The sequence below is a fragment of the Deltaproteobacteria bacterium genome (assembly GCA_019308995.1).
In the GTDB taxonomy this organism is placed as follows: Bacteria; Desulfobacterota; Desulfarculia; order Adiutricales; family JAFDHD01; genus JAFDHD01.
Genome location: JAFDHD010000001.1, coordinates 47,428 through 73,462, shown reverse-complemented (window position 1 = coordinate 73,462; position 26,035 = coordinate 47,428). Strand labels below are relative to the sequence as shown.

The window sequence follows — 26,035 nt, the reverse complement described above, 5'->3', positions numbered from 1 at the left end:
GAGCGTCTTTCTCACCTGATCAACTTGATGACCAGAGCGGTGACCAGCAGATTGGCCAGGGCGAACGGGATTAAAACCTTCCAGGCCAGTGTCATTAGCTGGTCGAAACGCAGCCGGGGAAAAGTCCACCGCGCCACAATAACCAGGAAGACAAGGACATAAACCTTTAGCAAGAACCAGATCGGTCCCGGTAAGATAGGGCCGTGCCAGCCCCCGAGAAAAAGGGTGGCAAAGACTGCGGCCACGATAAACATGTTGCTGTATTCAGCCAGGAAGAACAGGGCGAAACGCATGCCAGAATACTCCGAGTGAAATCCAGCCACGAGTTCTCCCTCCGCCTCCGGGATATCAAAAGGCAGCCGGTTCGTTTCAGCCGTAGCGGCAATAAAATAAAGTATCGCCGCCACCGGCTGCACAAGTACAAACCAGACCTTTTCCTGAGCCGCAACCAGTTCCGTCATCCTCAAGGTGTTGGTCATGATCACCACGGACATCACCGAAAGGAGAATGGGGATCTCATAGGCCACATTCTGAGACACCGACCGCAGGGCGCCCAGGAGGGAGTATTTATTGTTTGAAGCCCAACCGCCGATCAGGATTCCGATAACGTTGAGAGCGGAAAAGGCAAAGATTAAAAGCAGCCCCAAATTCAAGTCCCGGACAATGAGTCGCTCGCTGAAGGGGATGACGATAAAGGCGATTAAAACCGGCAGGAAAACGATCACCGGCGCCACCACAAAAAGCGGTCTGTTGACGGCCGTCGGCGTGGTCAGCTCCTTGACCAGGAGTTTGACCGCGTCCATGACCGGCTGCAGGAATCCATGCCACCCCACCTCCATCATGGCCGGACGACGCTGAATATGACCCGCAATTTTAAGTTCTGCGTATATCAGGCCTATGGCATTGATGGTCACAAAGCCGATGATTAGAAGCAGCCCCACCACCACCACGACCACCTCCTGACTGAACCAGTAAAAAGCCCAGTTCCAAAAACCTGGCTCACGCTCGGTCGCCTGCGTTAAGAAGTACAATAAGAAACCAGGATCAGAGACAGGGCTCATTTGTCAATCTCCGGGATGACCAGATCCAGGCTGCCCATGATTGAGATAACATCAGCAATGAACTGACCGCGGACCAGTTCGGCTAAAATCGAAAGGTTAGTGTAAGAAGGCGTTTTCCAGTGCATGCGGTAGGGGATGCGGCTCCCGTCGCTGACTATGAAAATATTCGTCTCTCCCCTCGGACTCTCAAAGGCGAAGAACACCTCGCCAGGGTCCGGGGCCAGATACTGAGGAACATTATCGTTAATGTATGCGCCCTGAGGCAGACGGTCGAGACATTGTTCGATGATGCGCAGGCTCTGCTCCATTTCAGCAAGCCTGACCGCATAACGATCAAAGGCGTCGCCGTTACGGCCCGTGGGGATCATAAACTCAACCTCGGAGTAGACCGAGTAAGGCTCCTTCTTGCGAATGTCGTACTCCACGCCGCAGGCCCTGAGGCATGGTCCGGTCACACCGTAATTAAAGGCCTGTTCAGGAGTGATCGCGCCCACACCCTGGGTCCGGTTCTGAAAAATGACGTTGCCTGTGACCAGCTTATCATACATCTTAAACCGCTTGCGCTGGCGTTTGATATAGGCCCGGGCCCCGGCCGTGAACTGATCGTCAATATCCTTGTGCACACCGCCAAACCGATTGTAACAGTAAGTCAGCCGGGACCCGGTAACATGATTCAAAATATCATTGATCTCTTCTCGTTCCTCCCAGATATACAGAAACGGCGTGAAGGCGCCCAGGTCCATGAGATAGGCGCCGAGAAACAGGAGGTGGGAAGATAGTCTGTTGAATTCCGAGGTGATGACACGAATATATTCCGCCCGGGGAGGAACCTCGATACCCGCCAGCTTTTCCACGGCCGCGCAGTAGGCGTGGTTGTATGTCATGGCGCCGAGGTAGTCCATGCGGGAGTTATTGGGCAAGAACTGCGCGTAGCCGCGGGTTTCGCCCATCCTTTCATGACCGCGATGGACATAACCAATGACCGGCTCAGCCTCAACCACCCTTTCGCCGTCCAGGTGAAGTACAATCCGGAGCACCCCATGCGTGGCCGGATGCTGGGGGCCCATGTTCAGCCAGAACGTTTGTTCGGTCAGGCCGGAGGCGACTTTTTTTTCCGTGTCAAGGGATGTGATATTGCCTTCAGTCATTTTCTTCCTGATAATATTCAGGCGCCAGCGCCTCAGGCGGAACCTTGAAATCCTTGCGCAAAGGAAAGAAGTCGGCGTCTTCCGGTAAAAGGAGGCGCCTCAGGTCTGGATGACCCTTGAACTTGACCCCTAAAAACTCGTGACACTCCCGCTCCTGCCAGTTCGCGGCAGCGTAAATATCGCTGATCGTATCCACCTCGTCCTCAGGACCAAGATTGACCCTGATAGTAATGCGGTGAGCCTCGATATGCTGATTAAAGCGGTATACCATCTCCCGAAGGCTTCCTCTGTCCACCGCAGTAAGGTCCTCCAGGAAGTACCCCCGGCCGTTCAGCCATTCGGCAACCCTGTGCACCTGGTCCGGCTCTACGGTCACGTCCACGTGAGACCCGGCTTTGGTGTAGTCCACATCGTGGACCTCCACCGGCGCCAACTCTTCAATCAATTCTTTTGACACGTTTGATGAAGTCACGCCTGTCGCCTCGCTGTCTGTCAAATCTCCGAAGGACGTTGTTTTTCTGACCGCCGGTGATCTTATCCTGGAGGGTTAAAATGCCTTGGATCAATCCCTCCGGCCGGGGAGGGCAGCCAGGAACATAAACGTCAACCGGCACAATCTCATCCGCACCGTTGACAATGGCATACTGGGTTTCATGAGCGAATGGCCCCCCGGAGATAGCGCAGTTGCCCATGGCGAGAACCCATTTCGGGGCGGCCATCTGTTCCCATAAGGTTACAATGGTCGGCGCCATCTTACGCGAGATGGTCCCGGCGATGATCATCAAGTCCGCCTGCCGGGGCGTACCTCTGGGAATGACACCGAAACGCCCCCAGTCAAACTTTGCCGCGCCGGCAGCCATCATCTCAATGGCGCAGCAGGCAAGCCCGAAGGTCAAGACCATGAGCGAACTGGCCCGCGGTACGCCGAGAATATTTTCCAGGGTAGTAAGGTGAATGATCGGCTCGGCCGAACGAATCAGTTTTCCCTCACTTTCAGAAGTCACGCTCAAACTGCCTTTCAAAGTTCAGACGGCCCCTGGCGAGATCCATGCCAGGATAGCTTAAAATTTACTTCCAATCAAAAACACCCTCACGCCAGGCGTAAATAATGGCCAGACTAAGAATGCCTATAAAAATAATTAATTCAATGAAGTCCCGAATGACAAACTGCTCCCCGTAAGCCATAAGTACGGGGAAGAGAAAGAGGACATCTACGTCAAAGGCCAGAAAGATCAAGGCAAAAAGGTAGTAAGCCACGCCAAATTGAACCCAGGCGCTCCCAAAAGGAAGCATCCCGCTTTCATAAGTCTTGAGCGTGTCTTGTCCTATGGTTTTGGGAGTAATCAGAGCGGCTAAAATTAAAGGAACCGCAGCAAAAGCAATCCCGACCAGGAAAAAAATCAATACAAAGAAGTAGTCTTTCAACAAGAAAGCAGCCATGGTCCCCTTATCCACTTTGCATCCCGATGCGCGTTGATTACAAAGGTCGTGGTGATGTATATCCAAGATGACAGGGATTTGTCAACTTGTTTCTTTAGTGAAACAATTCACGCTGTAATATCAAATACTTATCAAAATCGCCGGTCTTCACTCCGCCGCAATAGGAAGGCTAGCCTCCCTCTTTCGGTCAAAAAATCCCTTCAATCCATACCAAATACGGAAATGAAGACTACTGACGGCCCGCTCTTCATGCCTTTCCTTCAGTCTTTAGTTCTAATCCTGGTTTACTTGACCGCCTTTTCCCCTTTTCCAATTTATCAGCGAGTAAATATAAAAAAAACCTTCCGGGTTCGGCCCTGGCTTGCTTTTCAGCTACGGTTATATTATGAAATAATAACATCTCCGGTCTGGACTTTAAGAAGAGCTTGTCAATTGGCAAGATATATAAATAAAAATTCATTCTGAGGAATACACCGATGCTTGATTTAATGCGAAGACATGCCAAGAGTTGGATCATTAATGTCATGATTGGAGCCATTGTCGTGGTCTTCGTTTTCTGGGGAGCAGGAAGCTTTCGCGAACGCAGTCCCCAGTACGTCGCAATAGTCAATGACGAAGCCATTGGGTTTACCGAGTATCAGGAAGCTTACCGCAACCTGTACGAACAGGCCCGGAACCAGTACCGGCAGATCTGGAGTGACGACCTGGTCAAGACCCTGGACCTGAAAAACCAGGCCCTCGAAACCCTGATCAACCAGCGGCTGCTTTCGCAGATGGCGCGCTCTTTGAATCTCGAAGTCACCCAGAATGAACTCCAAGAAGGCATTTTAAACTCACCCGCTTTCCAGGTTGACGGCCTCTTCAATGCAGGGAAATACCGCAGCATTCTGGCCCGGATCGGTTTCACGCCGGAGAGTTACGAAATTCTCAAGCGCAGAGATCTGACCATCCAGCAAATGAACCGCCTCATCATAAGTTTCGTCAAGGTCGTTCCAGCGGAGGTCCGTGAAAATTACCATTTCACCAGGGACAGGGTTGACGTGGAGTTCATTCTCTTTAAAGCCGGGGATTTCAGAAACAAGGTCAAGACTACTCCAGAAGAACTGAAGGACTACTTTGAAAAGAACAAGCTCAGGTACCAGGTTCCGGCCAAGGTCAAAGTCGCCTACCTGGCTATCCGGCCCAAAGACCTGGAAGACCAGATTACGATTGAACCGTCTGAGGTCGAGGAGTTCTATGAGTTCAACCTAGATAAATATCGAGAGCCGGAAAAGGTCAAGGCCCGGCATATCCTGTTCAAGGTGGACGAGGCCGCTTCTCCTGATGAGGTCGCCCGGATCAAGACTCAGGCCGAACTCGTGCTCAAGCAGGCCAAGGCAGGAGAAGACTTTGCCACTCTGGCCAGAAAGCATTCCCAGGACTCCACCGCCAAGGAAGGTGGAGAGTTGGGCTGGATGGCCCGGGACCAGTTGGTCAAACCTTTTTCTGAAGCTGCGTTTAAGCTTAAAAAGGGTGAGGTCAGCGACCTGGTCCGGACTCAATACGGGTTTCATATCATCAAGGTCGAAGATCACCGTGAAGCTGGAATACGCCCCCTGGAAGAAGTGAAGGCTGAAATCGAGAAGAAGATCATCTCGGACAATGCCCGGGAACTGGCTGCGGACCTGGCGGTTGAGGTTTATGAAAAAGCCAGTCTGAACCAGGATTTCAAAGCGGTGATCAAGGAATACAAGCTCACTCCGGTCTTCACAGATTTTTTCTCCATCAACGAGCCGGTGGATGATCTGGGCCTTCAGAGGACATTCACAGAATTGGCCCACTCGCTTAAAGAAGGAGAGATCGGCCCCCTGGTTGACCTCCCGGATGGTCATTACCTCATCAAGGCGCTGGAAAAAAGAGACTCATATATCCCGGCCCTGGATAAGATCAAGGAATCGGTCAGGAGTAACCTGGTGGATGAAAAGGCCGGTGAGCTGGCCCGGAAAGAGGCTGTTCGTTTTCTGGCCGCGCTTGGTAAAGATGGCCGCTGGGATCAACTGACCCAGGATTTTAACCTCAGTCCTGAATCCACCGGCCCTTTCACACGTATTGGCGGCATCCCCAAGATTGGAATCAATGAAACCCTCACCGCGGCCGCCTTCGCCCTGACCCAGCCCGGACAAACCGCACCAGAGCCCTATGAGGATGATAAAGGCTTCTACATCATTCGCCTTAAAAAGATCATCCCTGCTTCCGAGGAATCATTTGAAAAAGAACAGACAGCCCTGACCCGGCGCCTCCAGATCATAAAGAGCCAGAATTACCTGCGTCAGTGGCTTGAGGATTTACGCGCCCGGTCCATAATCAAGATCAATGAAGAGTTGATGTAAGGCCAAGTAAGGCCCGGAGCGGATGCTTTTCTATCCAGCACCTTATACAGACTATATTACAGGCCTTGCTGGGAGTGCCCGGTATCACTGATTCTTTCGCGCCACCAGGTCGAAGCTGAAGAACTGCATGGTAAAGGTGCCTCGACCCTGACTGGCCGAGCGCAGGGCCGTGGCGTATCCGAATAATTCAGAAAGCGGCACCACCGTGGTAATGACTCTGAATGTCTTGCGGGAGGCAATGTTTTCGATCCTGCCCAGGCGGGTGTTTAAGTCAGTAATCACATCGCCCACGAACTCCTCAGGCACGATGACCTCGACCTTCATGATCGGTTCCAGAAGGACCGGCGCGGCCTGCTGGCAGGCCTCCTGAAAAGCCTGACCGGCCGCCACACGAAAGTCGGGCTCGGTTGAAACCCCCTCCTTGTATTCAGCCTTAAATAAGGTCACTGCGACGTCAATGACCGGATAGCCCAGGATGACTCCGCTTCCGGCCGCATTCATCACCGCCTCTTCCACGGCCTGCTCGAAGGGTTCTGGCAGGACCCCGGCATCCAGGCCGCTGTAATATCGAAAGCCGGACCCTCTTTTCAAAGGCCATACCCTCAGCCAGACTGAGGCGAAATGAGGCGTGCCGCCCAACGCCCGGTCAAAACAGCCTTTGACTTCGACCTCTTGGCTCACCGTCTCCCGAAAGACCACCTGAGGCCGGCCCACGTTCAGGTCCACGGAAAACTCCCGTTCGAGCCGATGGACCAGCACGTCAAGATGCAGTTCCCCCATGCCAGAGATGATGGTCTGGCCGGTGTCCTCGTCCATCCAGAAACGAAAGGTCGGGTCCTCCTCAGCCAGCTTGGCCAGGACGGTCGTGACCTTCTCCTGATCCGAAGAGGTCTTCGGTTCCACGGCCACATTGATGACCGGCTCATAAACCTCGATGGATTCAAGCTGAATAGGATGGTCCGGGTCGGAGATGGTGTCACCGGTGATGGCGGACTTGAGCCCCATTACGGCGACGATGTCCCCGGCAGAGGCCTCATCAATCCGCTCCCGCTTGTTCGAGTGCATCCTCAGGATACGCGCCAGCCGCTCGCGCTGATTCGGCCGAACATTCAGGACCTCGCCCCCTCTCTTCATCCTTCCAGAGTAAACCCTGAGGTAGGATAGCTTTCGGCCCTGATCCATCATAACCTTAAAAACCAGAGCGGCCAGCGGGACATTTGCCGCAGCCGGCCGCGTTTCCAGTTTATTGCTCTCTGGGACCATACCCCTGACAACCTCGATGTCCAGCGGGGAAGGCAGGAAATTCACGATGCCATCCAGGAGCGGCTGCACGCCCTGATTTCTCAAGGCCGCGCCGCAAAAAACAGGCACCAGTTCAAGATTGACGGTCGCCCGCCCAATAGCGGACAGGAGCTCGGCCGTAGTAATCTCCTCGTCGCTCAGGTACTTTTCCATGATCTGGTCGTCGGTCTCAGCCACCGTCTCCAGGAGCCTCAGCCTGGCCTTTTCAGCCTCTGGGATCATCTCCGGCGGTATCTCCGTCTCCTCCATCACCTCCCCCAGGGTTTCCGCATCCCAGGTCAGACACTTCATGCGGAGCAGGTCAATGACCCCCTGAAAGTTTTCCTCCTTGCCCCAGGGAAGCTGAAGCTCAAGAACATTCGCCTCCAACCGCTCTCTGAGCATGGAAACGACGTTATTAAAATCCGCCCCGATTCGGTCCATCTTATTGATAAACGCAATCTTGGGCACGTGGTAATGATCGGCCTGACGCCACACGGTTTCGGATTGAGGCTCCACCCCGCCCACGGCGCAGAAGACCCCGATGGCGCCATCTAAAATGCGAAGGCTTCGTTCGACCTCGATGGTGAAGTCCACGTGACCGGGAGTGTCAATGATGTTAATGACCGCCTCCCGCCACTGGCAGGTCGTCACGGCCGAAGTGATGGTGATGCCTCGTTCCTGCTCCTCGGGCATCCAGTCCATGGTGGCCTCGCCGTTGTGGACCTCGCCCATCTTGTGCGTCCGGCCGGTATAGTATAAAATTCGCTCGGTCAGAGTGGTCTTACCCGCGTCAATGTGAGCGATGATCCCGATGTTCCGGGTTCTGCGCAGTCGGTTACTTTCGGCCATGTTTTTTTATCAAGCTCAAGTCAGGGTAAAGGGCATGGGATAAATCCACATGCCCGAAAAGGGTCCGGACCTTCTGGCCCTCGATCAGGACCTCGACCGCCTTGACGCCTTCCAGGTTCAGGCAGAGGGAGTTGATCAGAGACCACAGGCACAAACGTTCCCGCAGCACGCCGGCGTGCAGCCCTCGAATGGCAGTCGCCATGAGATCCACGTAGGCGATCCCGGCCTGGTCCACAAAGACCTGCCTCAGATGCTCACCGGGATTAAAGACCGGCGTGAGGTTGGTTTGCGGGCCGGCCATGAGGGCTAGGACCACGTTCCGGGCTTGCTCGGTCAGGGATGAGCCAAAGTTGATCTCCCGTTTCTCAACACCTAAGGAAGGCTCATTCTTGTGAGGGAAGTATAAAGTTATTTGCAGTGAGTAAGCAGGGGAAGCGAACAAAAGGGTGAAAAGGAGGGCCAGCCAGATAGGCCATGGGCCTATCGGTTTTTCGCTGTCTTTTTCGCCACTTAGCTTGCCCACCCGTTAACCTGACATGCTTAAATAACATGAAAAGGGACTGTAGGCTATTTGACCGTTCCTGTCAAGTCAATTAATTTACACGTAAAATTAGAATGTTAACAGTTATGGCGAAATGACTAAGCCCGTTTTTTTCACTTTAAGCTGACTTAAGTCAGAATAATCGTTCATCCATATTACCCTTGCCATCATTTACCGGGTTCGCTATAGTTGTCTCCTGGTCGGGACGTGGCTCAGTCTGGTAGAGCACTGCGTTCGGGACGCAGGGGTCGCTGGTTCAAATCCAGTCGTCCCGACCATATTTTAGTTTAGAAAGGAATATGACTAGATTTCTCTATGATGTAAATACACATCAATTCAAGGCGAAGCTTATCCCTTATTTTATAAAATATTGAGCTAGCTCTGTCAGGGAGCTTCGCACCCTGACCTACATGGTAACTGATGACATTTAGAAAGGCGGGGAGATTGGTCTTAGCAGGCGCTAGGCCTTGGCAAACAGGCGGGAATAATCCCGTTCATCTCTGGGAGTCCAGGTCATGATTTTCCCGGCCAGGTCCTTGAAACAGGCTGTGGCGGCCGCCTTGGGGAAGGCCTGCACCAAAACCTTTTGCTTCCTCACAGACTGAACGACTGATTCATCCTCAACGATATGACCTAAATAAAAGGTGTTGGCCTTGAGGAAGCGCTGCGCTACCCTGGCTAGATTTTTTCCAACCCCAAGGCCTTCGTTCTTGTCCTTGACGACGTTGGTCACCAGATGGAAGCCGTCCCGGCCCAGGCGGGTCTTGAGGACCTTGATCAAGGCGTAAGCGTCGGTAATGGAGGTGGGTTCAGGGGTCAGGAGAATGATGTTTTCATGAGCCACATGATTGAACCGTATAATGGGTGAAGAAATACCGGCCCCGGTATCCAGGAGCACCAGGTCATACTGGTGGAACAGGGTCCCAAGCTGGGAAATCAAACGGCCCTGGTCTTCCGGGGAGATATCAACCATGTCCGAGACTCCGGAACTGGCGGGCATCAGATCGAATCCAGCCCCGGAGTCAATGACCACCTCACGGATGTCCGCTTCGTCCTTGAGGACATGGTAGAGGTTTTGCCTGGGTCTCAGGCCTAAAAGGATGTCCACGTTGGCCAATCCGAGGTCGCAGTCCACCACCAGGACCTGCCTGCCTTTTCCGGCCAGCAGGGCGGCCAGGTTGATCACCACGATCGTCTTGCCCACGCCCCCTTTACCGCTTGAAAACGAAGATAGCAAGGGCCATCCGCTGCTTGCTCTCTTTCTTTTCACCGTTTAAGTTCCATTCCTGAACAGGGCTTGTTTCTCTGCCGTAGTCACCTCGGTGGATTCTTCCTTGAGCCTGTCCGATTCCCAGATGCAGACACGATTCCCGCCCTCGCGCTTGGCCTGGTACATGGACTGGTCAGCATGCTCGATAAAAGTCTCGAAATTCATCTCGTCTAAATAATGACACGCCGCCAGGCCGAACGAACCGGTGATGTTGTATTGATTGGTCCGCCGGTCGTCCAGAAAGGCCTGACGGATGCGCTCCGCAATCTTAGAGGCGCTGATGGCCGTTGTATCAGGCAGGATGATCGCGAATTCATCCCCGCCGTAACGCGCCACGAGGTCCACCGTGCGCACCTCTTTTAAAATGATCTCGGCCACGTCTTTCAAAACCTGGCTGCCCGTCTGGTGCCCATACTTGTCGTTGACCGGTTTAAAATTGTCCAGGTCAACCATCATCAAACAGCAGGGCCGTTCGGTGCGCTTGACCCGTTCTATTTCAACCCTTAGCTGCCCCATGAAATGCCGCACATTAAACAACGCGGTCAGGGGGTCCTTGACGCTGAGTTCGGCCATGGTCCGACTCTGCGTCACCAGGTCCTCGAGGTCCTTGAGGGTTTTTAGGCTGTCGGTAGGTAAAGGCAGGACCAGATCAACCTGACTGAGGATCTTTTTGAGGCTTGCTGCGGACAGGTTTTTCAAGACAAAGGCCAGACCAGGAGTTTTCTGGCCATCCATAGTCTTGATAATACCGCTTAAGGCCCCGGCGTCAACGAGATCATGACTCAACTTCCTCAAAGACTCAAGGTCCGGTTCCAGAGAAGTCAGAGGAAGATTCGCGTTAGCTGTCTTGCGTTTTTCCATCAAGGATAAGCAAGACTCCCTTCTATTAGCTTAATCGCGATGCAAGCTAAACTGACCTTAAAGATTTTCTCATGTCTAGATAAGCTTTTCAAAAAGTGCTGTCAAGCCGAAACCTGAACTTGAAAATGCCTGCGAGCGCATTCCTCGCGGCTTGCTGCGGAGTTAGCGAGCGAAAGTAAAATAGCCCAACTTACCTTACATTTGGAAGATTCCCTGCTGCTTGCAGCCGGGAGCTTCAAAAAAGTATTAAAGTATTTTTTTTATTAACCGATAAAGTAATCGAGACGGTGGGTTCTAAGTACGCCGGCTCAAATCAGGGGGGGTTAAAAAATGAGTTTCAGCCCGATTTTCGGGTATGCTTCCTTTGTTTCACAGCCTCAGGATTTTGCCTTTCAGGGCTGGGGACGAGTGAGCTGGGGCATGACCAGATCACGCGTCCAGACTATCTACCCGGAAGCGCAGCCGGCCCGATTTGGTTCTCTCAAGATTCTGGGCACCGACCTGTCGGCCAACTATGACATTAATTTTGCCTTCGACACCGATCGGCGTCTGAAAAGCGTCACCCTGGCCTTTCACGGCGTGCCTTCGGATGAAGACTTTATCAAGCTGCAAAGGTGGCTTATGGATAAGTACGGGGAGCCAAAGGCTACCGGCGCCTGGCGCTACGCCTGGATCAGGGGCCAGACCGACATAACCCTGGCGCGAGGCCATAACCTGACCATCTCCTACAGCCGCACCGCTCCCACACCGGCCTGACAACCTTGCCTTTAACCGCATGGCAGGTCTGGACTACTTCTTCTTTTTTACAACTTGCAAACAAAAGGATGGCCCTTGATTTTATGGGTGCAAGAAAAAGCCAGGCCATAAATTCTTCAAGGAAGGGTCTTGACTTGCTTGACCGCTCTTACTATTGTACTACAGGTAACCTAAGACATTGTCTCACGAATAGAACATGGCGGGATTTTTTTTATAATGTTAACCCGGCGTATGGATCGGTGAAAACAGCAAGACATAACCGAGGGCGAAGCCCTGCGGAAGGTGCTGTATCTTCAGACTAAGGTAGATTATGACTTCAGAGCTGTTCATTTCAATATTAACCGGAGCGGGGCCAATTTCTTATACCAGTAATATCTGGGCCATGATTACCCATGCCGGTCTCATGGTCAAATTTGTCTTGCTCCTTCTGCTGGCCTTTTCTGTGATTTCCTGGACGATTATCCTTTACAAAGCATACCAGATTCGCAAAGCGCGCCGGGAATCCTATTATTTTCTGGAACTGTTCTGGAAGAGCCGCAGTCTGGTCTCTATCTATAATGAATCACGGAGGTTTGAGGCCAGTCCTGTGGCCGAGATCTTCCGGGTGGGATACCAGGAACTGACACGACTGCGAAAGAGCGCCCGCGAGGGGACGCCTGAGGACGAGGGCGGCGAGACCGTCACGATACAGTTTCAGGGCCTGGATAACATCCAGCGAGCGTTGCGCCGGGCCATGAGCGTTGAATCAACTCGGCTGACCCGGAGCCTTTCCTTTCTGGCCACAACAGGCAATACAACACCTTTCATCGGCCTGTTCGGGACAGTCTGGGGAATCATGGGCTCCTTTCATGAGATCGGCATGGTGGGTGCGGCCAATCTGGCCGTGGTGGCGCCGGGAATCTCAGAGGCCCTGGTGGCCACAGCCGCGGGCCTGGCCGCCGCCATCCCGGCCGTGGTGGCATTTAATCACTTTAACAGCCAGGTCGGAGTCCTTGAAACGGAGATGACCAACTTCTCCTCTGATTTCCTGAATATTCTCGAACGCGATACCTTGAAAAAGGCAGGCGCGCAGCGTTAAGCACAGGATATGGCTTTTGATATAAACGGCGGCAGCCGAAGATTGATGTCCGACATCAACGTCACGCCCATGGTGGACGTGATGCTGGTGCTGCTGATTATTTTCATGGTTACGGTTCCGATGATGATGCAAGGCATTGACATCAACCTGCCTCAGGTGGACACGACCGCCATTCGCACTGAAAGCGAGCGGGTTACTATCTCGCTTACCGCAGAAGGTGACATCTATCTTGACGAGTATAAAGTCACTCTCCAGGACCTTGGCATAAAGGTCCAGCGGATCATGGAAGTTCGGGGGACCAGGGAGGTTTTCCTCCGGGCGGACAGGGCCATTCCTTACGGAAAGGTGGCTCGGATCATGGCGGAGATTCGCGAGGCCGGCGTGACCAATCTGGGACTGGTCACCGAATCGGAGCGGATCAAGCCGCCGAAAAAGCAGTAAATTATTTATATTCAAAATCAACCCCGGCGCGAATTAATATGATATACTTGGGAGGGTTAGAGATTGTTTAACTGTCGAGGCAGTGTAATCTGTCTGGCGGCCCGACCGATGAGGCATGAACATGAGTGTTGCCTATGCCGACACCGTTCTTGATGAAGGCCTTAGTCCGCAATTTAAATGGACGATCCTCATTTCGATTGCTTTGCATTTCGCAGTGCTTATTTTTGGTTTGATCGTCTTGCCAGGAATGACCTCCAGACGGGGTGCTTTGCCGCTGATATACACGGTTAATCTGGTGACCTTGCCGCCGCAGGCCGCCGCGCTCGCAGCCTCCAAAAAGGTCGTGAGCAAGCCAGCCCCGGCCCCCGCCTTTGTGCCGCCAAAGGAGAAAGCCAAATTGATCCCCCTGGGGCCGGTGGAAGAGAAGCTTGAGAAAAAACCGGAGATTAAAAAGATAAAAAAAGCCCCGCCGCCGTCCAGGCCAGCGCGCCGGGTGGACACCAGCCCGGACCTTGATAAAGCCCTGGCCCGTGTAAAGACCAAAGTCCAACAAAAGCAGCAGGCCGATAATCGGATTGATTCGGCCATCACCAGGCTGACAAGGAAGACGGGGCCTGGTGATGCTGCCAGCGCCTTTGGTCTGCCAGGAACCGAGTCCAGAAGTGAGCTCAATACCAAGATAGGGGAGTATCTGGTTGTCATTCATAACGTCATCAATGCCAACTGGAACATGCCGCCTGCCGGGCTTATCCGCAAAAAAGGGCCTCTGGAGGCGGTTTATATCATCCAGATCGCCCCCTCGGGCGCTATTACCAGGGGCTGGTTTGAGAGGAAGTCCGGGGACAAATATTTTGACCAGTCAGCAGAAAAGGCTGTCGTTCGCTCGAGCCCTTTGCCGCCTCTACCCGATGCCTTCAAAGGCAGTTATTTTGAGGTCGGGCTCCGCTTCACTCCTACAGGGCTGGGAAGAGAATAGATTGACCGGGGATCAAGAAGGAACGTCCATGAAATTTTCACGAAAAGTCGGCCTTTTGGTCTGCCTGCTGGTCGGACTGATTCTCGTGAGCTGTCCGGCCATGGGACGGGTTTACATTGACATTAATCAGCCGTTTGCCCGAAAGATTCCGCTGGCCGTGCCTGACTTCGTGCCTCTTGATTTAGCCGCGTCCGCGCCGGTGGAGATCAGTCAAAGTTTGCCGCGGTTGCTCAGCCAGAACCTGGACCTAACCGGTCTTTTTATCGTCCTGGATAAGCGAACCTTCTTTGAAGCCGATAAAAGGGCGGGCCTAGCCGAGAAGGATATCAATTTCAAAGATTGGCTCATGATCGGAAGCGAGCTTCTAATCAAGGGCGCTTTCAAGGTCCATGGAGAAGAACTGACCCTTGAACTTAAGCTCTTCGATGTATTCGAGAACCGAATGCTTCTAGGCAAACGCTACAAGAGCGTCATGAAAGACAGCCAGGCCATGATCAGCCGCTTCAGCAACGAGGTCATGCTGATCTTGACCGGAGAGCGGGGCGTTTTCGGGTCCGTGATCGCCTTTGTTGGCAAGGAGGGTTTAAATAAAGAGATATTCATCACGAGATTTGGCGAAAAAGACCTCGTTAAGGTTACGAACAACCGTTCCCTCAACCTGAGCCCGGCTTTTTCGCGCAAGGGGGACGAACTTGCCTATATCTCATACAGGTCAAGGAAGCCCGAGCTGTATGTTCGTCGCCTGTCTGACGGCCGAGAAAGGAAGATCTCGGTTGTAAAGGGACTCTATATATCGCCGAACTTTACACCTCTTGGAGATATTTTAGTCGCAATCAGCCGGGCGAACCACTCAAATATTTATCTAGTGGACAGACTCGGCCACATTAAACGCCAGCTTACCCGACTGTGGGGGATCAACATCTCGCCGACCATCTCCCCGGATGGGAAGCAGTTTGCCTTTGTTTCCGACCGGGCGGGCACCCCCCAGATTTATATCTCCTCCATAACGGGCGGCGAGATTCGCCGGGTCACTTTTGAAGGCAAATATAATACCGATCCTCAATGGTCACCGCGAGGAGACCGCTTGATCTATGTCGGCTCGCACGAAAAGCGGTTCAATATTTACACCATCAAACCCGACGGTACTGATCGCCAGCAATTGACATCCAATGAGGCGGATGACACCAAGCCCTGCTGGTCCCCGAACGGCCGTATGATCGTCTTCGCCTCGAACCGCCTGGGCCGCTTTGTGATATTCACCATGACCGCCAATGGAGAAAGACAGCGCCCCCTGGTTTTGGATTTCCCCGGGGAGCAGACCGCGCCAACCTGGTCCCCGGCTGCAGTAGATTAATTAAAGCAAAAGATTCTCAGATTAATATTTGACCTTAAAAGTGATCCGAGATATACTAAGGGCGCAAGTAAGAAAATGGTAGTGGCAACCAAATTTCATCCACTCTTTCCCGGTTCAAAAACAAAAGCGGGAGAAAAGGCAAAGGAGATGAGAGAATGAAACGGCATGGATTAATTTTGTTCTTGGTGGCCCTCTTGATCTTGCCTCTCATGGCATTGAACTTCACCTCATGTGCAAAAAAAGCGGTAAAAGCTGAAAAACCTGTAATTTCAGCTGAGGAAAAAGCCAAGATTGAGGCCGATCGTCTAAAACGCCAAAGGGCAGAACGCGAGAAGGCGGGCGTGGAAGCACGAAAAAAGATAGCGGCTGAAGAAAAGGCCAGGGCGCAGAGAGAGGCGCGCGAGAAGGCGGCTGCATACGCCCAAAGGGCCCTGTTTCTGAATCAGCATGTCCACTTTGATTTTGACAAGTACAATATCAAGCCGAATGCGGAAATCGTTCTGAAAGCCAAGGCTGAGTACATGACTAAGCATTCCAAAATCATCGTGGAGATTCAGGGGCATTGCGACGAACGAGGCACTCTTGACTACAACCTGGCCTTAGGAGACCGCCGCGCTTACGCCGCTGCCAGGTATCTCATATCACGAGGTATTAGTTCGACCCGTATCGAAACCATATCTTACGGTGAAGAGCGGCCGCTGAACCCTGGTCACAACGAAGAGGCCTGGGCTGAAAATCGGCGCGCTCAATTCGTCATTATCAGCGGAGAATAGAACAGCACTGCCTGCCCAGGGGGAGGGTCAGTCCCCCTGGGCAGTACTTCTCTATGAAAAAAAGGCATCTTTTATTTGGAGCCTTGATCGGGTGCGCACTCTGCCTGTCAGGATGCGTGATAACCGAGCAAGACTTTAATCGGCTCTCAACGCAGGTCGCTGCCAACAATCGGGATATGAGCGCCCTCAGGGCCGAGGTGAACGACCTGCGCGCCCAGGCCAAGCTCAGGGACTCCGAACTTGAACGCCGGCTGGATCAAACCCGCCAGAACCTCCCCGATATCCGCCTGGAATTAGACCGCATGCACACGGAGTTTCAGCGTTTGACCAACGCTGTGGAGCTCGGTCAGCGGCGGAAGATCATAGACGTCACCGAAGGCACAGCCCTGAAAAAGGACCTGAATTTCATCAAGCTCCGCCTTGACAGGCTCGAGGCAACCTTGTCCCTGTCACCCATGAGCCCTTCGGCTATGGCTCGCCCCGGCGGCCCACCCACTCCAACGACAACGGCTGAGCCACCCAAACCGGTTGCCTCTGTCAGCAAAGAGAAACCGCCGCTTAAAGCCAAGCCAGAGGTCGAGGTCAAACCATCCACGCCAGAAGAGCATTACAAGGTGGCTGAAGCGTTGTACAATAAAAAACTCTATGAAGCCGCGCTAACTAAGTACAAAGAATTCTTGAAAAAGTACCCCCGGGCCGACCTCGCCTCCTCGGCACAATTTTATGCAAGCGAATGTCTTTACCAGCAGCAGAAATACGAGGAGGCTATCCTTGAATATCAGAAGGTCATCAAACAGTATGGCCGGAGCAAGAGGGTCTCCAATGCCCTGCTCAAGCAGGCCTTTGCCTTTTATAATATTGGTGACAAAACCAGTTCCAAGCTTCTTTTAGAAAAGCTAGTCAGGCAATATCCCAAGACATACTCTGCTGGAGTTGCCCGAAAAAGACTCTCCAAGATGAAATAGCCATTATAATCAAGGCCAAGAGGCAGGTCAGCACTGGATTTGAGAGAGTTTTTTTAAAAGGCATATCTTCAGCAGTCTGCCTTCTGATTTATCAGAGGCAGCCAATATCACTTTGCGTTATTACAGCTTAAATAGGTATCTCCGAGATCGCTTTGGATGCTCGGTCGCCAAGATCAGCCTTGACGCCGGTCTAAGTTGTCCCAATCGAGACGGAACTCTTTCAGATCGCGGTTGCATTTTTTGTGATGAGAAAGGCTCGGGTACAGGAGCCGCCAGGGCCGGATTGAGCCTGGCCGGGCAGCTTGAACGCGGCCTGACTGGATTGAAACGGCGAGCCGATAAGTTTATTGCTTATTTTCAGGCCTTCACCAATACCTATGCACCGCCTGAGCGGCTCAGGGAGATGTGGGACCTGGCCCTGGCCCCGGAAAATGTAGTCGGCCTGGCTGTTGGCACCCGCCCGGACTGCCTGCCAGATGAGACCCTTGATCTCCTGGCCGGGTATGCGCAGGAATATGAAGTCTGGCTGGAGCTTGGTCTTCAATCAGCCTCGGACCGGACCCTGGCCTTGATCAATCGTGGCCATACTGCCGCCGATTTTACCCAGGCCGTCTCCCGTGTCAGAGGCAGAGGGATCAAGGTCCTGGCTCACGTCATCCTGGGTTTGCCTGAGGAAGGCGAGCAGGATGTCTTAAGCACGGCCGGGTTTGTGGCAGACCTGGGGCTGGATGGCGTAAAGATACATTCTCTTTATGTTTCCAGCGGGACGGAGTTGGCGGATATGTACCGGCAAGGCTCTTTCCGCTGCCTCAGCCGGGAAGAATACGTGCGTCTGGCCGTCGGTTTCCTGGAGAACATTCCTTCGGGCATGGTCATTCACCGCCTGACCGGCGACCCTGACCCGGCCAGGCTGATAGCGCCTGAGTGGAGCCTTGACAAGCACCGCACCATTGCCTTCATCAGGCAGCGTCTTGAGGAAATGGACACCTGGCAGGGACAAAAACTTGGGGCCCCCCAGGCCGGGCGAACACACCAACCGATAAGCGAGGACTTAAAATGAATATCGCCTATACCGTGATCGAGGCTCCTCCCGGCCCCCTTTTCGTCGCCGAAACGCGCCAGGGCTTGATACACGTAAGTTTCGGGCCTGAAGGTCTGGACCATTTAACGGCATTTACCCGCCGCTGGTTTCCTGAGTCGCGCCTTCTGCCTTCCGTCGTGGACGCCGCCTCCCAGATTCAGGAATACCTGGAAGGTAAACGTAAAATCTTTGATCTGGCCCTGGATGTAAGGGGGACTGACTTTCAAAAAGAGACCTGGCAGGCGCTCAGGGAGATACCCTATGGCCGCACCATGACCTATGGTGAGGTGGCCAGGTCCATCGGCCGCCTAAAGGCGGCCCGGGCCGTGGGCCGGGCTTGCGGAGCCAATCCCATCGGCGTGGTCATCCCCTGCCACCGGGTCCTGGGGTCAGGGGGTCAATTGACCGGTTTCGGAGGGGGCCTGGACTGGAAGAGATGGCTGCTGGACCTGGAGGGGGAGCGGGTGACGCTCCGGTAAACCGCAGGCATACATGTCGGCTCCAAGTCCGCTATTGCTTTGCTAAGTTTCAGAAGAGACTTAATCCATTTAAGAAAACACACCCTCGCCCATTAGCGTATGCCTTGGTCAGCCGCTCTTTCGGGACGACGGGTAATGTAATCTTAAAGGCACAAGAGCCGCTTAGAGTGCGAGCGGAAAGGTGATCAGCTTGCACGCCATTGTTAACTTGACAGCTCTATCTCATTCTCCTGGCACCACTGTCGCAGCGCCCGTTCCTCACGCTTGTGCTCGAATTCGTACCAGGTGTTGAGCAGTCCTCTCGACTCGAGGAAGCTTTTGAAATTTCCATAAGCTCCGCGCTGTCTGAACATCTGGTGAACCCTATCGTATTCATCTGGAATGTGTGCATTGACAAAGGCAAAGACAAGTTGTTCCCCCAAATCAAGATCGTTCTTGTGGGGGATCTCGACGCACATGTCCCAATCAAGATATTCATCCTCAATCTCGTCAATATCACCCATTTCAGACTGATAGAGTATCTGTCCTGTGTCCTTGCGGAGCACAGCAGAATTCATCCCGCAGCGTGCTGAACTGACAAACAGATAGGCAGCCTCAATGTCGTTGAAGGAAATCATATGATTTAGTGGCTAACTTTGAATTAAGTAGCGTAATAGCAGCATTTAATAGTCACGATTTTAGAACATAACTTCGCTGACAAATGCTGCTAATTTGTGATATTATACCGATATTCAGGTCTTTTGTCACAAATTTGAAATCCATCTCTTATGCCATTATATGATTAAATCTAGATAATGGTTCGGTTACTACTCAGCGAGAAAGTTATCAATAGCACGGTCCCTCATTTCATTCGGCCGAAAGATAATAGTGTAATGATTGGCACCTTCCACGTCCACACACTTGGCGTTTGGCATTTCCCGCACCATTCTCTCCGCCGCCTCTAGAGGAAGCAGGTAATCGTCCTTAGCCAATAGCCCATCCGTAGCCCGCAGGATAAGGACTGAGTTGGTTATCTTCGAGTAAAACCGGCTTACGTCTACCAATGAATTATTGAGGATTTCTTCCTGGATATGGCCCGGCTGAACTCGGGAGCGAACCCCGCCTTCAATTTCCTCGACCTCATATCGAAAATAAGTCTCCAGGGCTGGTACCCAAGGCTGATTGAAAGGGGCCTGTTTCAAGGGAGCCAAATACGCTTCAAAGGTGGGAAAGATTTGGCCCAGGCGGCCCAGTGACGGCTTAATGCCTGCGTAAAATTTTGTCATCTGCTCTTCGGAGACCTTGCCACCGGCGTCAATCAGAATGAGTCTGTCTACACGATCCGGGTGTTCGGCCCCAAACGCCATGGCGATGATGGCGCCCAAAGAATGCCCCATGATGACGGCCCGTTCCAATTTTAAATCATCTAAAAGGGCCAGAACATCTTTGACGTGCTGGGCAATGGAATAACCTGAAGGCGGCTTCTCTGAAAGCCCTCTTCCCCTTAAATCCATGGCCAGGACACGATGAGTGGGAGCCAGAGTTTCAGCCAGCGTGTCCCAGCATCGTGAATTGGCCGTGAGGCCGTGGATGCACAGGATTGTTTTCCCTCCACCTTCCCAAATGGCCAGTTGGATTTCTACTCCATCTCCCTTTGCCTTTTTCATTCTCGGTTCAGACATGCATCACCCTCCGATCTTTATTGCTTAACACGTCCTCAAGAGGCCTTGGCTGCTTTTCGGCGAGCCGTAAATTCCTGAATAGTACCCATGACGCCTCGAGGAAAGAAGAACACGACCAGGATAAAAAGGATCCCGAAGATGAGAAGCCAGCGTTCCAACGCAGTATGCAGCAGAGTGGCGTTTGGCAGAAGGTCCTTGGCCAGGTTTTGCAGGTCGGGCAGATACGTCTGGGCCATCTGAAGAAAGCCTGCGCCGATAATGCCTCCATATAGGGTGCCCATTCCTCCGATAATAACCATGACAAGGATATCCAGCACAATGGTGACGTGCAAAGTGGATTCCGGATTGACGTAGCCGACCCACAGGGCGTAGAGACCCCCCATAATAGTGGCCACGATACATCCAAAGGTAATGGAAATAGTCTGATATACAAATGTGGTGTAACCCAGGGCTTCGGCCCGCTGGACATTGTCCCGAATGGACTGGAGTACCCGGCCGAGCGGAGACTCAGTAAAGCGGAGCATGACCAGAAATAGACCAAGGCAGACCAGCAGGATGAAGTAATAGCTCATGATTCGACCGGTGAGGTCCAGGCCCAGAAATCGGCCAAAATCGGTTGAAACCGTAAGTATTCCGGGCAAGGACATGCTTATGCCGTCTTCGCCCCCGGAAAATCGGCTCAGTTTCATGGCCAGGATCATGGAAAATTCGGCCAGGGCCAGGGTGACCATGGCAAAGAAAATAGCCTTGACCCTGAGGGATATGAAGCTGATAACCAAGGCCAGGAGGAAGGCGACCATGACCGCGATCATGAAGGCCATGACCATGTTCAGGTAGGTTGGGCTCCCGTATTTACTCAGAAAAAAGCCCATGCTGTAAGCCCCGATCCCAAAGAACATGGCGTGCCCGAAAGAGATAATGCCGGTATATCCGAGGAGGATATCGTAGCTCGCTACCAGGGTCCCGAAGATAATGATCTTAACGGCCAGGTCGAGGGACTTGAATGAAGGAAAGAGAAACAGATATTGTTTGGATTGAAATTGTTGTCAGATAGAATCAATATGTCGTCCGGTTTAATTTCAGGCTCCTGAATCTCCACTTTCTCCCTCCTTATCGGGCTTATCAGCGGGAAAGCCAAAGCGACATGCACCCACCAGCGACGGCCGTGGTATGAAATGCGAGAAACTGCCTTTATGAGCCTGCGGATAATCTATTCAATTAACCGCTGCACTTCCTTGTCATTCAGAAATATGGGTTCAGTTGCTAGTTGTTTATGAAATATATACCAAATATGTATGGGTTCGCTAGCAATGTCAAATGAAATGTCTTTCAGATGATTAAGTACAAGATAGTGAGCCGATTCAATATCTCAGTGAAGAAAGTGATAAGGAAGGAAGTTCAGTATACGTGCATCCGAATCAATTACTGTTCGCGCTGAAGGCAGTTTGGTTCCATGGTGTAATTGAATGATAAACAGAAACAAAAAAAGGCAACCGGACATTTAATGTGCTATGAACACCGGACATTTTAATTTTCTATTGACATGACATCCTTCCTGGGTATTGACGCCTGCGCCGGAAAGAAATAGTCTTATCTGGCTTAGAAAAAATTCATTGGCTTTGTCATCTGACATGGAATTCTTGCCAAAATATTTTTACAAGGCAGGATGTGACCTGTAATCTGAGCTAAACTTGTCTAAGGAGGGTATTGTGAAAAAAGCATCATTAACGGAAACCGCCACCAGCAGGGAAAACAGGACCCTGGAAAACCCTGTTGAAGGCGTCTGGATGATTCCAGGCTTTGCGAACACCGGCCTAGTCGAGACCAAAGCAGGTCTCGTCTTAATAGACATTCCAGGTGTTCGAGCCGTCCCTGGGATGATGGGCATGCTCAGGCAAAAGCTGAGCGCTCCGGTTCATACGATTTTCCTGACTCATGGCCATTTAGACCACGCCTTCTCACTTGATACGATGTTCGAGGAGGCCGAGAAAAACGGCAACCCTCGGCCAGGAGTCATCGCTCATCGCAACGTGCTGAAACGATTAAACCGCTACCGGATGCTCGACAAGTATCACGGCTACATCAACAGAATTCAATTTGCCATACCTGAAGACATCCCGGCCTTTATTCCTCCCAGAGAAAATCCAGACATCACCTTTGATCAAAGTATAAGCCTTACAGTCGGTGAGACTGAGCTACACGCCTTTCATGAAAAAGGGGAAACCGATGATGCATTGTGGGTCTGGGTCCCGGAGAAGAAGGCTGTTTTCGCTGGAGATCTGGTGATTATGGGCATGCCTAATGTGGGCAATCCCTTTAAAGTTCAACGCTATACGCTGGAATGGGCCGAGGGGCTCGAGGCCATTGTCGCCAAAGAGCCGGAGGTCCTTGTGCCAGGACATAGTCCACTGATCGTGGGCAAAGAGAAGATCAGAGAGCGGCTGCTTACTATTTCAAAGGCTCTCCGCTATCTCCACGATGAGGTGGTCAAACGGCTTAACGCCGGTATGTGGTACGAGGATATCCTTCATGAGGTTGATCTGACTGATGACATGAAGAATTCAGAAATCCTCGCGCCGATTTACGGTCATCCGAAATTCGTTGTTCATGGCATTCTGCGTCAGTACGCCGGCTGGTACAATGGAAACCCCTCTGATCTCTTCCCTCCAAAGAAGATGGATATTTATAAGGAGGTTGCCAGCCTAATCGGTCAGGACAAAATCATTGACAAGGCCCGCATGTTAAAGGAAGAAGGCCGGACGGCCATGGCCCTGCAATTCGCGGATATGGCACTGGCCTCAGATTTAAACCCAGAAGAAGAAAAGGAAACACACCGTCTGAAGGGTGAACTGCTTGGCATTATGGGTGAACATGAGCCCAGCTTCATTGCTCGCAATATTTTTAATAACGGCCGTAACGAAGAAATGAAGCTAGCCGGTCTAGAGGAATGATGGAACCTTAATGGGAATATAAAATTTATCGCAATCGTTTGAAAGGATTTTTTATAAATAGCCGAGAAGCACCCATGGCTCGATCAAGGAAGAGCGTTAATGCAAGAACCAGTGAAACTAGCGAAAAAAATCACCTTTGCTTTGATGGCGGATTCCGAAACAGCAGGGACCCAAGCTGGAGAGAGGTGATACAGATCAAGGAGCCTCTCAAGAGCTGGCTGGAGGAGCAGTTAGGCGCATGAGACGTAAGCCAGGACCTGGATGAGCCAATCGGCCGGGGTCCGCTCAACCTAGTTCATCAGGCCGGTTGTGTCATGGTGTGGGTTATGGTAGCACGGATAGGCCCGCACCCTATTTTGTCCGTGATTCACGGCCTGCCTTTCTTCGATGCTTCCTTAAATCCTTCGGCTAAAACAACCTGATAGCTGAAGGCAGAGGCTATCAGCATGGCCTCATGAGTTGAAGGAAGTATGATTCTGATATGCTCCTCTGGGATGTCTTTTAAATTCAAATCTTGAGGCAAACGCCACTCTTTTTCCAGCGACCAGTCCGTGTCAGGCGGCTGATGAAGCTGAAAACGATACTTCCGGTCATGCGGTAACCTTTGCCAGTCTTCTTCTCCACCATAAATCACAGGGCGCGCGCCAAGCTCAACTAGAAGAGCCCGGGCCATGGCGATGCCATACGGCTCAAAGGCCCAGCGGACAAGCCCCCGCCGCCAGCGAATCAGGCTCTTCAAATCTTTCAAAGATTGAGCCGTCAGAGATACAACCGGCATCCGGCCTCGAATCAGATGACCGCTTCCCCGGATTCTCTGCTCCTTGAGGATCCGGTTCAAGGTGTCAAAAGCAGTATGAGCCGCTTCTTTTTTCATTTCCAGAAGAGAGCGGTAGTATTCATCTAGAGGCTGCCCGGGCCACGGTCCGGGACAGGATCGAGTGAAATGAATCAGATAGGTGTTATCCTTGAGGTCGGTTTGAATGGTGACCCCGTCTCGGGCGACGATCTTTTCTTCCTTGAGATCAGTTTGAATGGGCGCCAAAGGCAGGCGGCAGGCCTGAGCGCCAAGGCTTAATAATGTTTTATTCCCAGCCGTGGCGCGGTCGAACTCATCAGGTCGAAAGACCTTGGCGTCTGCCTCCTGTTTGAGCGCCTCCCTGATCAACCGCTCCATGTTGCCTCCAGACCTGATCTCAGCGGCCAGGATAGACGAAGACAGGATCACCAGGCAGGCGTCCCGTTGGATGCCCCTTAGTTTGCGCGGCGGAAGACGTCCCGGCGAAAAAGGGGACAGGAAAAGGGTCTGCCCGGGAGGAAACATTCGATCGTATCTCGCCAGGAAACTGTTCATTTTTTCCTGAGAAAGCATGAAAGGCAGGAGGCTGTCGCAGATAATAAGAGTGGGACACCCGGCTATTTTTGCCAGGGAGCAAACAAGTTCATAGGGATAGTTGCCCCAGCTGGTCACGAGGCCGCAGCCTTGATCCAAGGCCAGTTGAACCAGCCACTTGGTTACCTTTATCCAGCGGTCCTGCGGGGAGACGAAGCGAGGTTTTCTTGAATTGAGCACCGCGGCCCGAGGCAGATTTAAAATTTGCCTGCTGCCCCAGGCAAAAAAGACTGGCGAAAAGGTTATCTCTGCTTTTGAAGATAAGCCAAGCTCTTCAGCGGCCATGACAAAGACCGCTCGATCAAACCATTCCCGGGCCTGAGTCAGGGCCTTTTCTATCTGCCGGGAAGAAGGCCAGTTTAAAGCCCTGGGATGGAAAATCCTTTCCCAGCCTTTATTCTGGCGGATATTTTCCAGGGCCGACCGGATTTCTATCGGGTCATAAGTATTAAATTCTGGAAAGGCGGCGATGATTGAGCCGCGCTGAGGGTCATCAAGGTCGGCTCTTTGAGAAAGCAGGGCTGCGATGAAAAGCTTTTTTAGACCATGGCTGGATGATGATTGACTCATACGGGTCTGACATCATATGCTGGATGCTGAGGCAGCGATGAAAAATATGCAAGCGGTGTCAAAGGATAGCTGAATCAATTATTTTTCCATCTGATCCAAAATATTTTGGGCTTTAGTTTTCAGGTCGAGAAGATCAGTCTCTATAGTGCGCCAGACTGTTTCAAGTTTGATCCCAAGATAGTCGTGGACCAAGACATTGCGGAGGCCAGCGATTGCTCGCCATGGTACGTCTGGATGGCTGGCCTTCAAATGATCGGACAGGTGTTGAGTTGATTCCGCCAGGACCTGAAGGTTGCGCAAAACCGCATCCTGAGTTTTTACATCTTGAAAAAATGTTTCTTTACCCTCAGCAGTATATTGCTCTATCCGGTTGATAGATTCCAAAATGTGAAGCAGGTATAAACGTTCATCTTTCAAAGCAACACGGCCTCCTTTAGGATGCGGTCGCGGACAAACCAATGCAGGCCATCCGGTTCGACGACATCCACCCGTCGTCCAAGTAATTCTTCAAGATCTGCAATCAAACCGCCGGGGAAGAAGGAAGATCGGACCTCTCCAGTTTCGACCAAAAAGTCTATATCGCTTTTATCGGTAATTTCTCCACGAGCAGCTGAGCCAAAGACCTTAACATTAGTAACTCCATGCCGGGCCGCAACCTTCAGGATCTCGTCTCGCTTCACTTTGACAAGGGAGTCAATAGCCATTTCTTGCCTCCACGGCGTTTGATTAAATCTTAT

General features: G+C 52.2%; 26 protein-coding genes and 1 tRNA gene. 12 read left to right on the top strand and 15 right to left on the bottom strand.

All coding sequences use genetic code 11. The features are described from left to right. Positions 1 to 11: 11 nt before the first annotated feature. The 5 genes from nuoH to ndhC all read right to left on the bottom strand — a co-directional run bounded on the left by nuoH (position 12) and on the right by ndhC (position 3,649). The gene (nuoH, locus tag JRI95_00365; protein ID MBW2059994.1) at positions 12 to 1,061 is read right to left on the bottom strand and encodes an NADH-quinone oxidoreductase subunit NuoH; all 1,050 of its coding nucleotides are present in this window, start codon (positions 1,059 to 1,061) and stop codon (positions 12 to 14) included. Next, positions 1,058 to 2,209 (bottom strand): NADH-quinone oxidoreductase subunit D, encoded by a 1,152-nt coding sequence (locus tag JRI95_00360; protein ID MBW2059993.1) that lies wholly within the window; start codon positions 2,207 to 2,209, stop codon positions 1,058 to 1,060. The genes nuoH and JRI95_00360 overlap by 4 nt, the downstream gene beginning before the upstream one ends. Next, entirely contained in the window at positions 2,202 to 2,666 is a 465-nt protein-coding gene (locus JRI95_00355; GenBank protein MBW2059992.1) for an NADH-quinone oxidoreductase subunit C, read from the bottom strand. The genes JRI95_00360 and JRI95_00355 overlap by 8 nt, the downstream gene beginning before the upstream one ends. Further along, entirely contained in the window at positions 2,647 to 3,213 is a 567-nt protein-coding gene (locus tag JRI95_00350) for an NADH-quinone oxidoreductase subunit B (GenBank protein ID MBW2059991.1), read from the bottom strand. The genes JRI95_00355 and JRI95_00350 overlap by 20 nt, the downstream gene beginning before the upstream one ends. A 64-nt stretch (positions 3,214 to 3,277) precedes the next feature. Continuing rightward, positions 3,278 to 3,649 carry an NADH-quinone oxidoreductase subunit A gene (gene ndhC / locus JRI95_00345; protein ID MBW2059990.1) on the bottom strand — a complete coding sequence of 124 codons (372 nt, stop codon included), beginning with the start codon at positions 3,647 to 3,649 and terminating at the stop codon, positions 3,278 to 3,280. 476 nt (positions 3,650 to 4,125) lie between these two features. Here ndhC and JRI95_00340 point away from each other — a divergent pair, with 476 nt between their 5' ends. Continuing rightward, complete coding sequence (locus JRI95_00340; GenBank protein MBW2059989.1) at positions 4,126 to 6,018, top strand: SurA N-terminal domain-containing protein; 1,893 nt, start codon at positions 4,126 to 4,128, stop codon at positions 6,016 to 6,018. 84 nt (positions 6,019 to 6,102) lie between these two features. Here the strand turns inward: JRI95_00340 and fusA are convergent, their stop codons facing one another. Further along, positions 6,103 to 8,151: an elongation factor G gene (gene fusA, locus JRI95_00335; GenBank protein MBW2059988.1), complete on the bottom strand. Its 2,049-nt coding sequence runs from the start codon at positions 8,149 to 8,151 to the stop codon at positions 6,103 to 6,105. Next, entirely contained in the window at positions 8,138 to 8,674 is a 537-nt protein-coding gene (locus JRI95_00330; GenBank protein MBW2059987.1) for a GerMN domain-containing protein, read from the bottom strand. The genes fusA and JRI95_00330 overlap by 14 nt, the downstream gene beginning before the upstream one ends. 219 nt (positions 8,675 to 8,893) lie before the next feature. Between JRI95_00330 and JRI95_00325 the strand changes: the two genes are divergently transcribed. Next, positions 8,894 to 8,970, top strand: a tRNA-Pro gene (locus JRI95_00325). Positions 8,971 to 9,152: 182 nt separating this feature from the next. Here JRI95_00325 and JRI95_00320 read toward each other — a convergent pair. Next, the gene (locus JRI95_00320) at positions 9,153 to 9,962 is read right to left on the bottom strand and encodes a MinD/ParA family protein (GenBank protein MBW2059986.1); all 810 of its coding nucleotides are present in this window, start codon (positions 9,960 to 9,962) and stop codon (positions 9,153 to 9,155) included. A 3-nt stretch (positions 9,963 to 9,965) separates the two neighbouring features. Next, positions 9,966 to 10,823 carry a GGDEF domain-containing protein gene (locus tag JRI95_00315; GenBank protein ID MBW2059985.1) on the bottom strand — a complete coding sequence of 286 codons (858 nt, stop codon included), beginning with the start codon at positions 10,821 to 10,823 and terminating at the stop codon, positions 9,966 to 9,968. A gap of 330 nt (positions 10,824 to 11,153) precedes the next feature. Here JRI95_00315 and JRI95_00310 point away from each other — a divergent pair, with 330 nt between their 5' ends. From JRI95_00310 to JRI95_00270, 9 genes are all read left to right on the top strand, one after another. After that, positions 11,154 to 11,579: a hypothetical protein gene (locus JRI95_00310; GenBank protein ID MBW2059984.1), complete on the top strand. Its 426-nt coding sequence runs from the start codon at positions 11,154 to 11,156 to the stop codon at positions 11,577 to 11,579. Between the two features lie 310 nt (positions 11,580 to 11,889). Next, positions 11,890 to 12,657, top strand: coding sequence for a protein TolQ (tolQ, locus tag JRI95_00305; protein MBW2059983.1), 768 nt, complete (start codon positions 11,890 to 11,892; stop codon positions 12,655 to 12,657). 9 nt (positions 12,658 to 12,666) lie between these two features. Continuing rightward, the gene (gene tolR, locus JRI95_00300; protein ID MBW2059982.1) at positions 12,667 to 13,098 is read left to right on the top strand and encodes a protein TolR; all 432 of its coding nucleotides are present in this window, start codon (positions 12,667 to 12,669) and stop codon (positions 13,096 to 13,098) included. A gap of 121 nt (positions 13,099 to 13,219) precedes the next feature. Beyond that, the gene (locus tag JRI95_00295) at positions 13,220 to 14,074 is read left to right on the top strand and encodes a TonB C-terminal domain-containing protein (protein MBW2059981.1); all 855 of its coding nucleotides are present in this window, start codon (positions 13,220 to 13,222) and stop codon (positions 14,072 to 14,074) included. A gap of 28 nt (positions 14,075 to 14,102) precedes the next feature. Further along, the gene (locus JRI95_00290) at positions 14,103 to 15,428 is read left to right on the top strand and encodes a PD40 domain-containing protein (GenBank protein ID MBW2059980.1); all 1,326 of its coding nucleotides are present in this window, start codon (positions 14,103 to 14,105) and stop codon (positions 15,426 to 15,428) included. A gap of 155 nt (positions 15,429 to 15,583) precedes the next feature. Next, positions 15,584 to 16,201 (top strand): peptidoglycan-associated lipoprotein Pal, encoded by a 618-nt coding sequence (pal, locus tag JRI95_00285; protein MBW2059979.1) that lies wholly within the window; start codon positions 15,584 to 15,586, stop codon positions 16,199 to 16,201. Positions 16,202 to 16,254: 53 nt separating this feature from the next. Beyond that, positions 16,255 to 17,166, top strand: a complete 912-nt coding sequence (locus tag JRI95_00280; GenBank protein MBW2059978.1) for a tetratricopeptide repeat protein — start codon at positions 16,255 to 16,257, stop codon at positions 17,164 to 17,166. A gap of 106 nt (positions 17,167 to 17,272) precedes the next feature. Then, complete coding sequence (locus JRI95_00275; protein ID MBW2059977.1) at positions 17,273 to 18,226, top strand: TIGR01212 family radical SAM protein; 954 nt, start codon at positions 17,273 to 17,275, stop codon at positions 18,224 to 18,226. After that, positions 18,223 to 18,726 (top strand): methylated-DNA--[protein]-cysteine S-methyltransferase, encoded by a 504-nt coding sequence (locus tag JRI95_00270; GenBank protein MBW2059976.1) that lies wholly within the window; start codon positions 18,223 to 18,225, stop codon positions 18,724 to 18,726. The genes JRI95_00275 and JRI95_00270 overlap by 4 nt, the downstream gene beginning before the upstream one ends. 203 nt (positions 18,727 to 18,929) lie before the next feature. Here the strand turns inward: JRI95_00270 and JRI95_00265 are convergent, their stop codons facing one another. From JRI95_00265 to JRI95_00255, 3 genes are all read right to left on the bottom strand, one after another. Further along, positions 18,930 to 19,271 (bottom strand): hypothetical protein, encoded by a 342-nt coding sequence (locus JRI95_00265; GenBank protein MBW2059975.1) that lies wholly within the window; start codon positions 19,269 to 19,271, stop codon positions 18,930 to 18,932. Positions 19,272 to 19,532: 261 nt separating this feature from the next. Continuing rightward, a complete protein-coding gene (locus JRI95_00260; GenBank protein ID MBW2059974.1) occupies positions 19,533 to 20,387 on the bottom strand; it encodes an alpha/beta hydrolase in 855 nt (284 codons plus the stop codon). A 35-nt stretch (positions 20,388 to 20,422) separates the two neighbouring features. After that, a complete protein-coding gene (locus JRI95_00255; protein MBW2059973.1) occupies positions 20,423 to 21,409 on the bottom strand; it encodes a branched-chain amino acid ABC transporter permease in 987 nt (328 codons plus the stop codon). A gap of 687 nt (positions 21,410 to 22,096) precedes the next feature. On the opposite strand from JRI95_00255, the gene JRI95_00250 reads away from it, so the two are divergent. Then, the gene (locus JRI95_00250; protein ID MBW2059972.1) at positions 22,097 to 23,338 is read left to right on the top strand and encodes an MBL fold metallo-hydrolase; all 1,242 of its coding nucleotides are present in this window, start codon (positions 22,097 to 22,099) and stop codon (positions 23,336 to 23,338) included. Positions 23,339 to 23,705: 367 nt separating this feature from the next. Here JRI95_00250 and JRI95_00245 read toward each other — a convergent pair whose 3' ends face one another. From JRI95_00245 to JRI95_00235, 3 genes are all read right to left on the bottom strand, one after another. Beyond that, positions 23,706 to 25,298, bottom strand: coding sequence for a hypothetical protein (locus tag JRI95_00245; protein ID MBW2059971.1), 1,593 nt, complete (start codon positions 25,296 to 25,298; stop codon positions 23,706 to 23,708). A 78-nt stretch (positions 25,299 to 25,376) separates the two neighbouring features. Next, entirely contained in the window at positions 25,377 to 25,715 is a 339-nt protein-coding gene (locus JRI95_00240) for a DUF86 domain-containing protein (protein MBW2059970.1), read from the bottom strand. Next, positions 25,712 to 26,002 (bottom strand): nucleotidyltransferase family protein, encoded by a 291-nt coding sequence (locus tag JRI95_00235; protein MBW2059969.1) that lies wholly within the window; start codon positions 26,000 to 26,002, stop codon positions 25,712 to 25,714. Before JRI95_00235 ends, JRI95_00240 begins: the two co-directional genes overlap by 4 nt. Between the last annotated feature and the right edge of the window lie 33 nt (positions 26,003 to 26,035).

Coding starts and splice junctions, on each gene's coding strand:
- nuoH (MBW2059994.1), bottom strand. CDS start 1,061: ATGAGCCCTGTCTCTGATCCTGGTTTCTTATTGTACTTCTTAACGCAG.
- JRI95_00360 (MBW2059993.1), bottom strand. CDS start 2,209: ATGACTGAAGGCAATATCACATCCCTTGACACGGAAAAAAAAGTCGCC.
- ndhC (MBW2059990.1), bottom strand. CDS start 3,649: ATGGCTGCTTTCTTGTTGAAAGACTACTTCTTTGTATTGATTTTTTTC.
- JRI95_00340 (MBW2059989.1), top strand. CDS start 4,126: ATGCTTGATTTAATGCGAAGACATGCCAAGAGTTGGATCATTAATGTC.
- fusA (MBW2059988.1), bottom strand. CDS start 8,151: ATGGCCGAAAGTAACCGACTGCGCAGAACCCGGAACATCGGGATCATC.
- JRI95_00315 (MBW2059985.1), bottom strand. CDS start 10,823: ATGGAAAAACGCAAGACAGCTAACGCGAATCTTCCTCTGACTTCTCTG.
- JRI95_00310 (MBW2059984.1), top strand. CDS start 11,154: ATGAGTTTCAGCCCGATTTTCGGGTATGCTTCCTTTGTTTCACAGCCT.
- tolQ (MBW2059983.1), top strand. CDS start 11,890: ATGACTTCAGAGCTGTTCATTTCAATATTAACCGGAGCGGGGCCAATT.
- tolR (MBW2059982.1), top strand. CDS start 12,667: ATGGCTTTTGATATAAACGGCGGCAGCCGAAGATTGATGTCCGACATC.
- JRI95_00295 (MBW2059981.1), top strand. CDS start 13,220: ATGAGTGTTGCCTATGCCGACACCGTTCTTGATGAAGGCCTTAGTCCG.
- JRI95_00290 (MBW2059980.1), top strand. CDS start 14,103: ATGAAATTTTCACGAAAAGTCGGCCTTTTGGTCTGCCTGCTGGTCGGA.
- pal (MBW2059979.1), top strand. CDS start 15,584: ATGAAACGGCATGGATTAATTTTGTTCTTGGTGGCCCTCTTGATCTTG.
- JRI95_00280 (MBW2059978.1), top strand. CDS start 16,255: ATGAAAAAAAGGCATCTTTTATTTGGAGCCTTGATCGGGTGCGCACTC.
- JRI95_00270 (MBW2059976.1), top strand. CDS start 18,223: ATGAATATCGCCTATACCGTGATCGAGGCTCCTCCCGGCCCCCTTTTC.
- JRI95_00260 (MBW2059974.1), bottom strand. CDS start 20,387: ATGTCTGAACCGAGAATGAAAAAGGCAAAGGGAGATGGAGTAGAAATC.
- JRI95_00245 (MBW2059971.1), bottom strand. CDS start 25,298: ATGAGTCAATCATCATCCAGCCATGGTCTAAAAAAGCTTTTCATCGCA.
- JRI95_00235 (MBW2059969.1), bottom strand. CDS start 26,002: ATGGCTATTGACTCCCTTGTCAAAGTGAAGCGAGACGAGATCCTGAAG.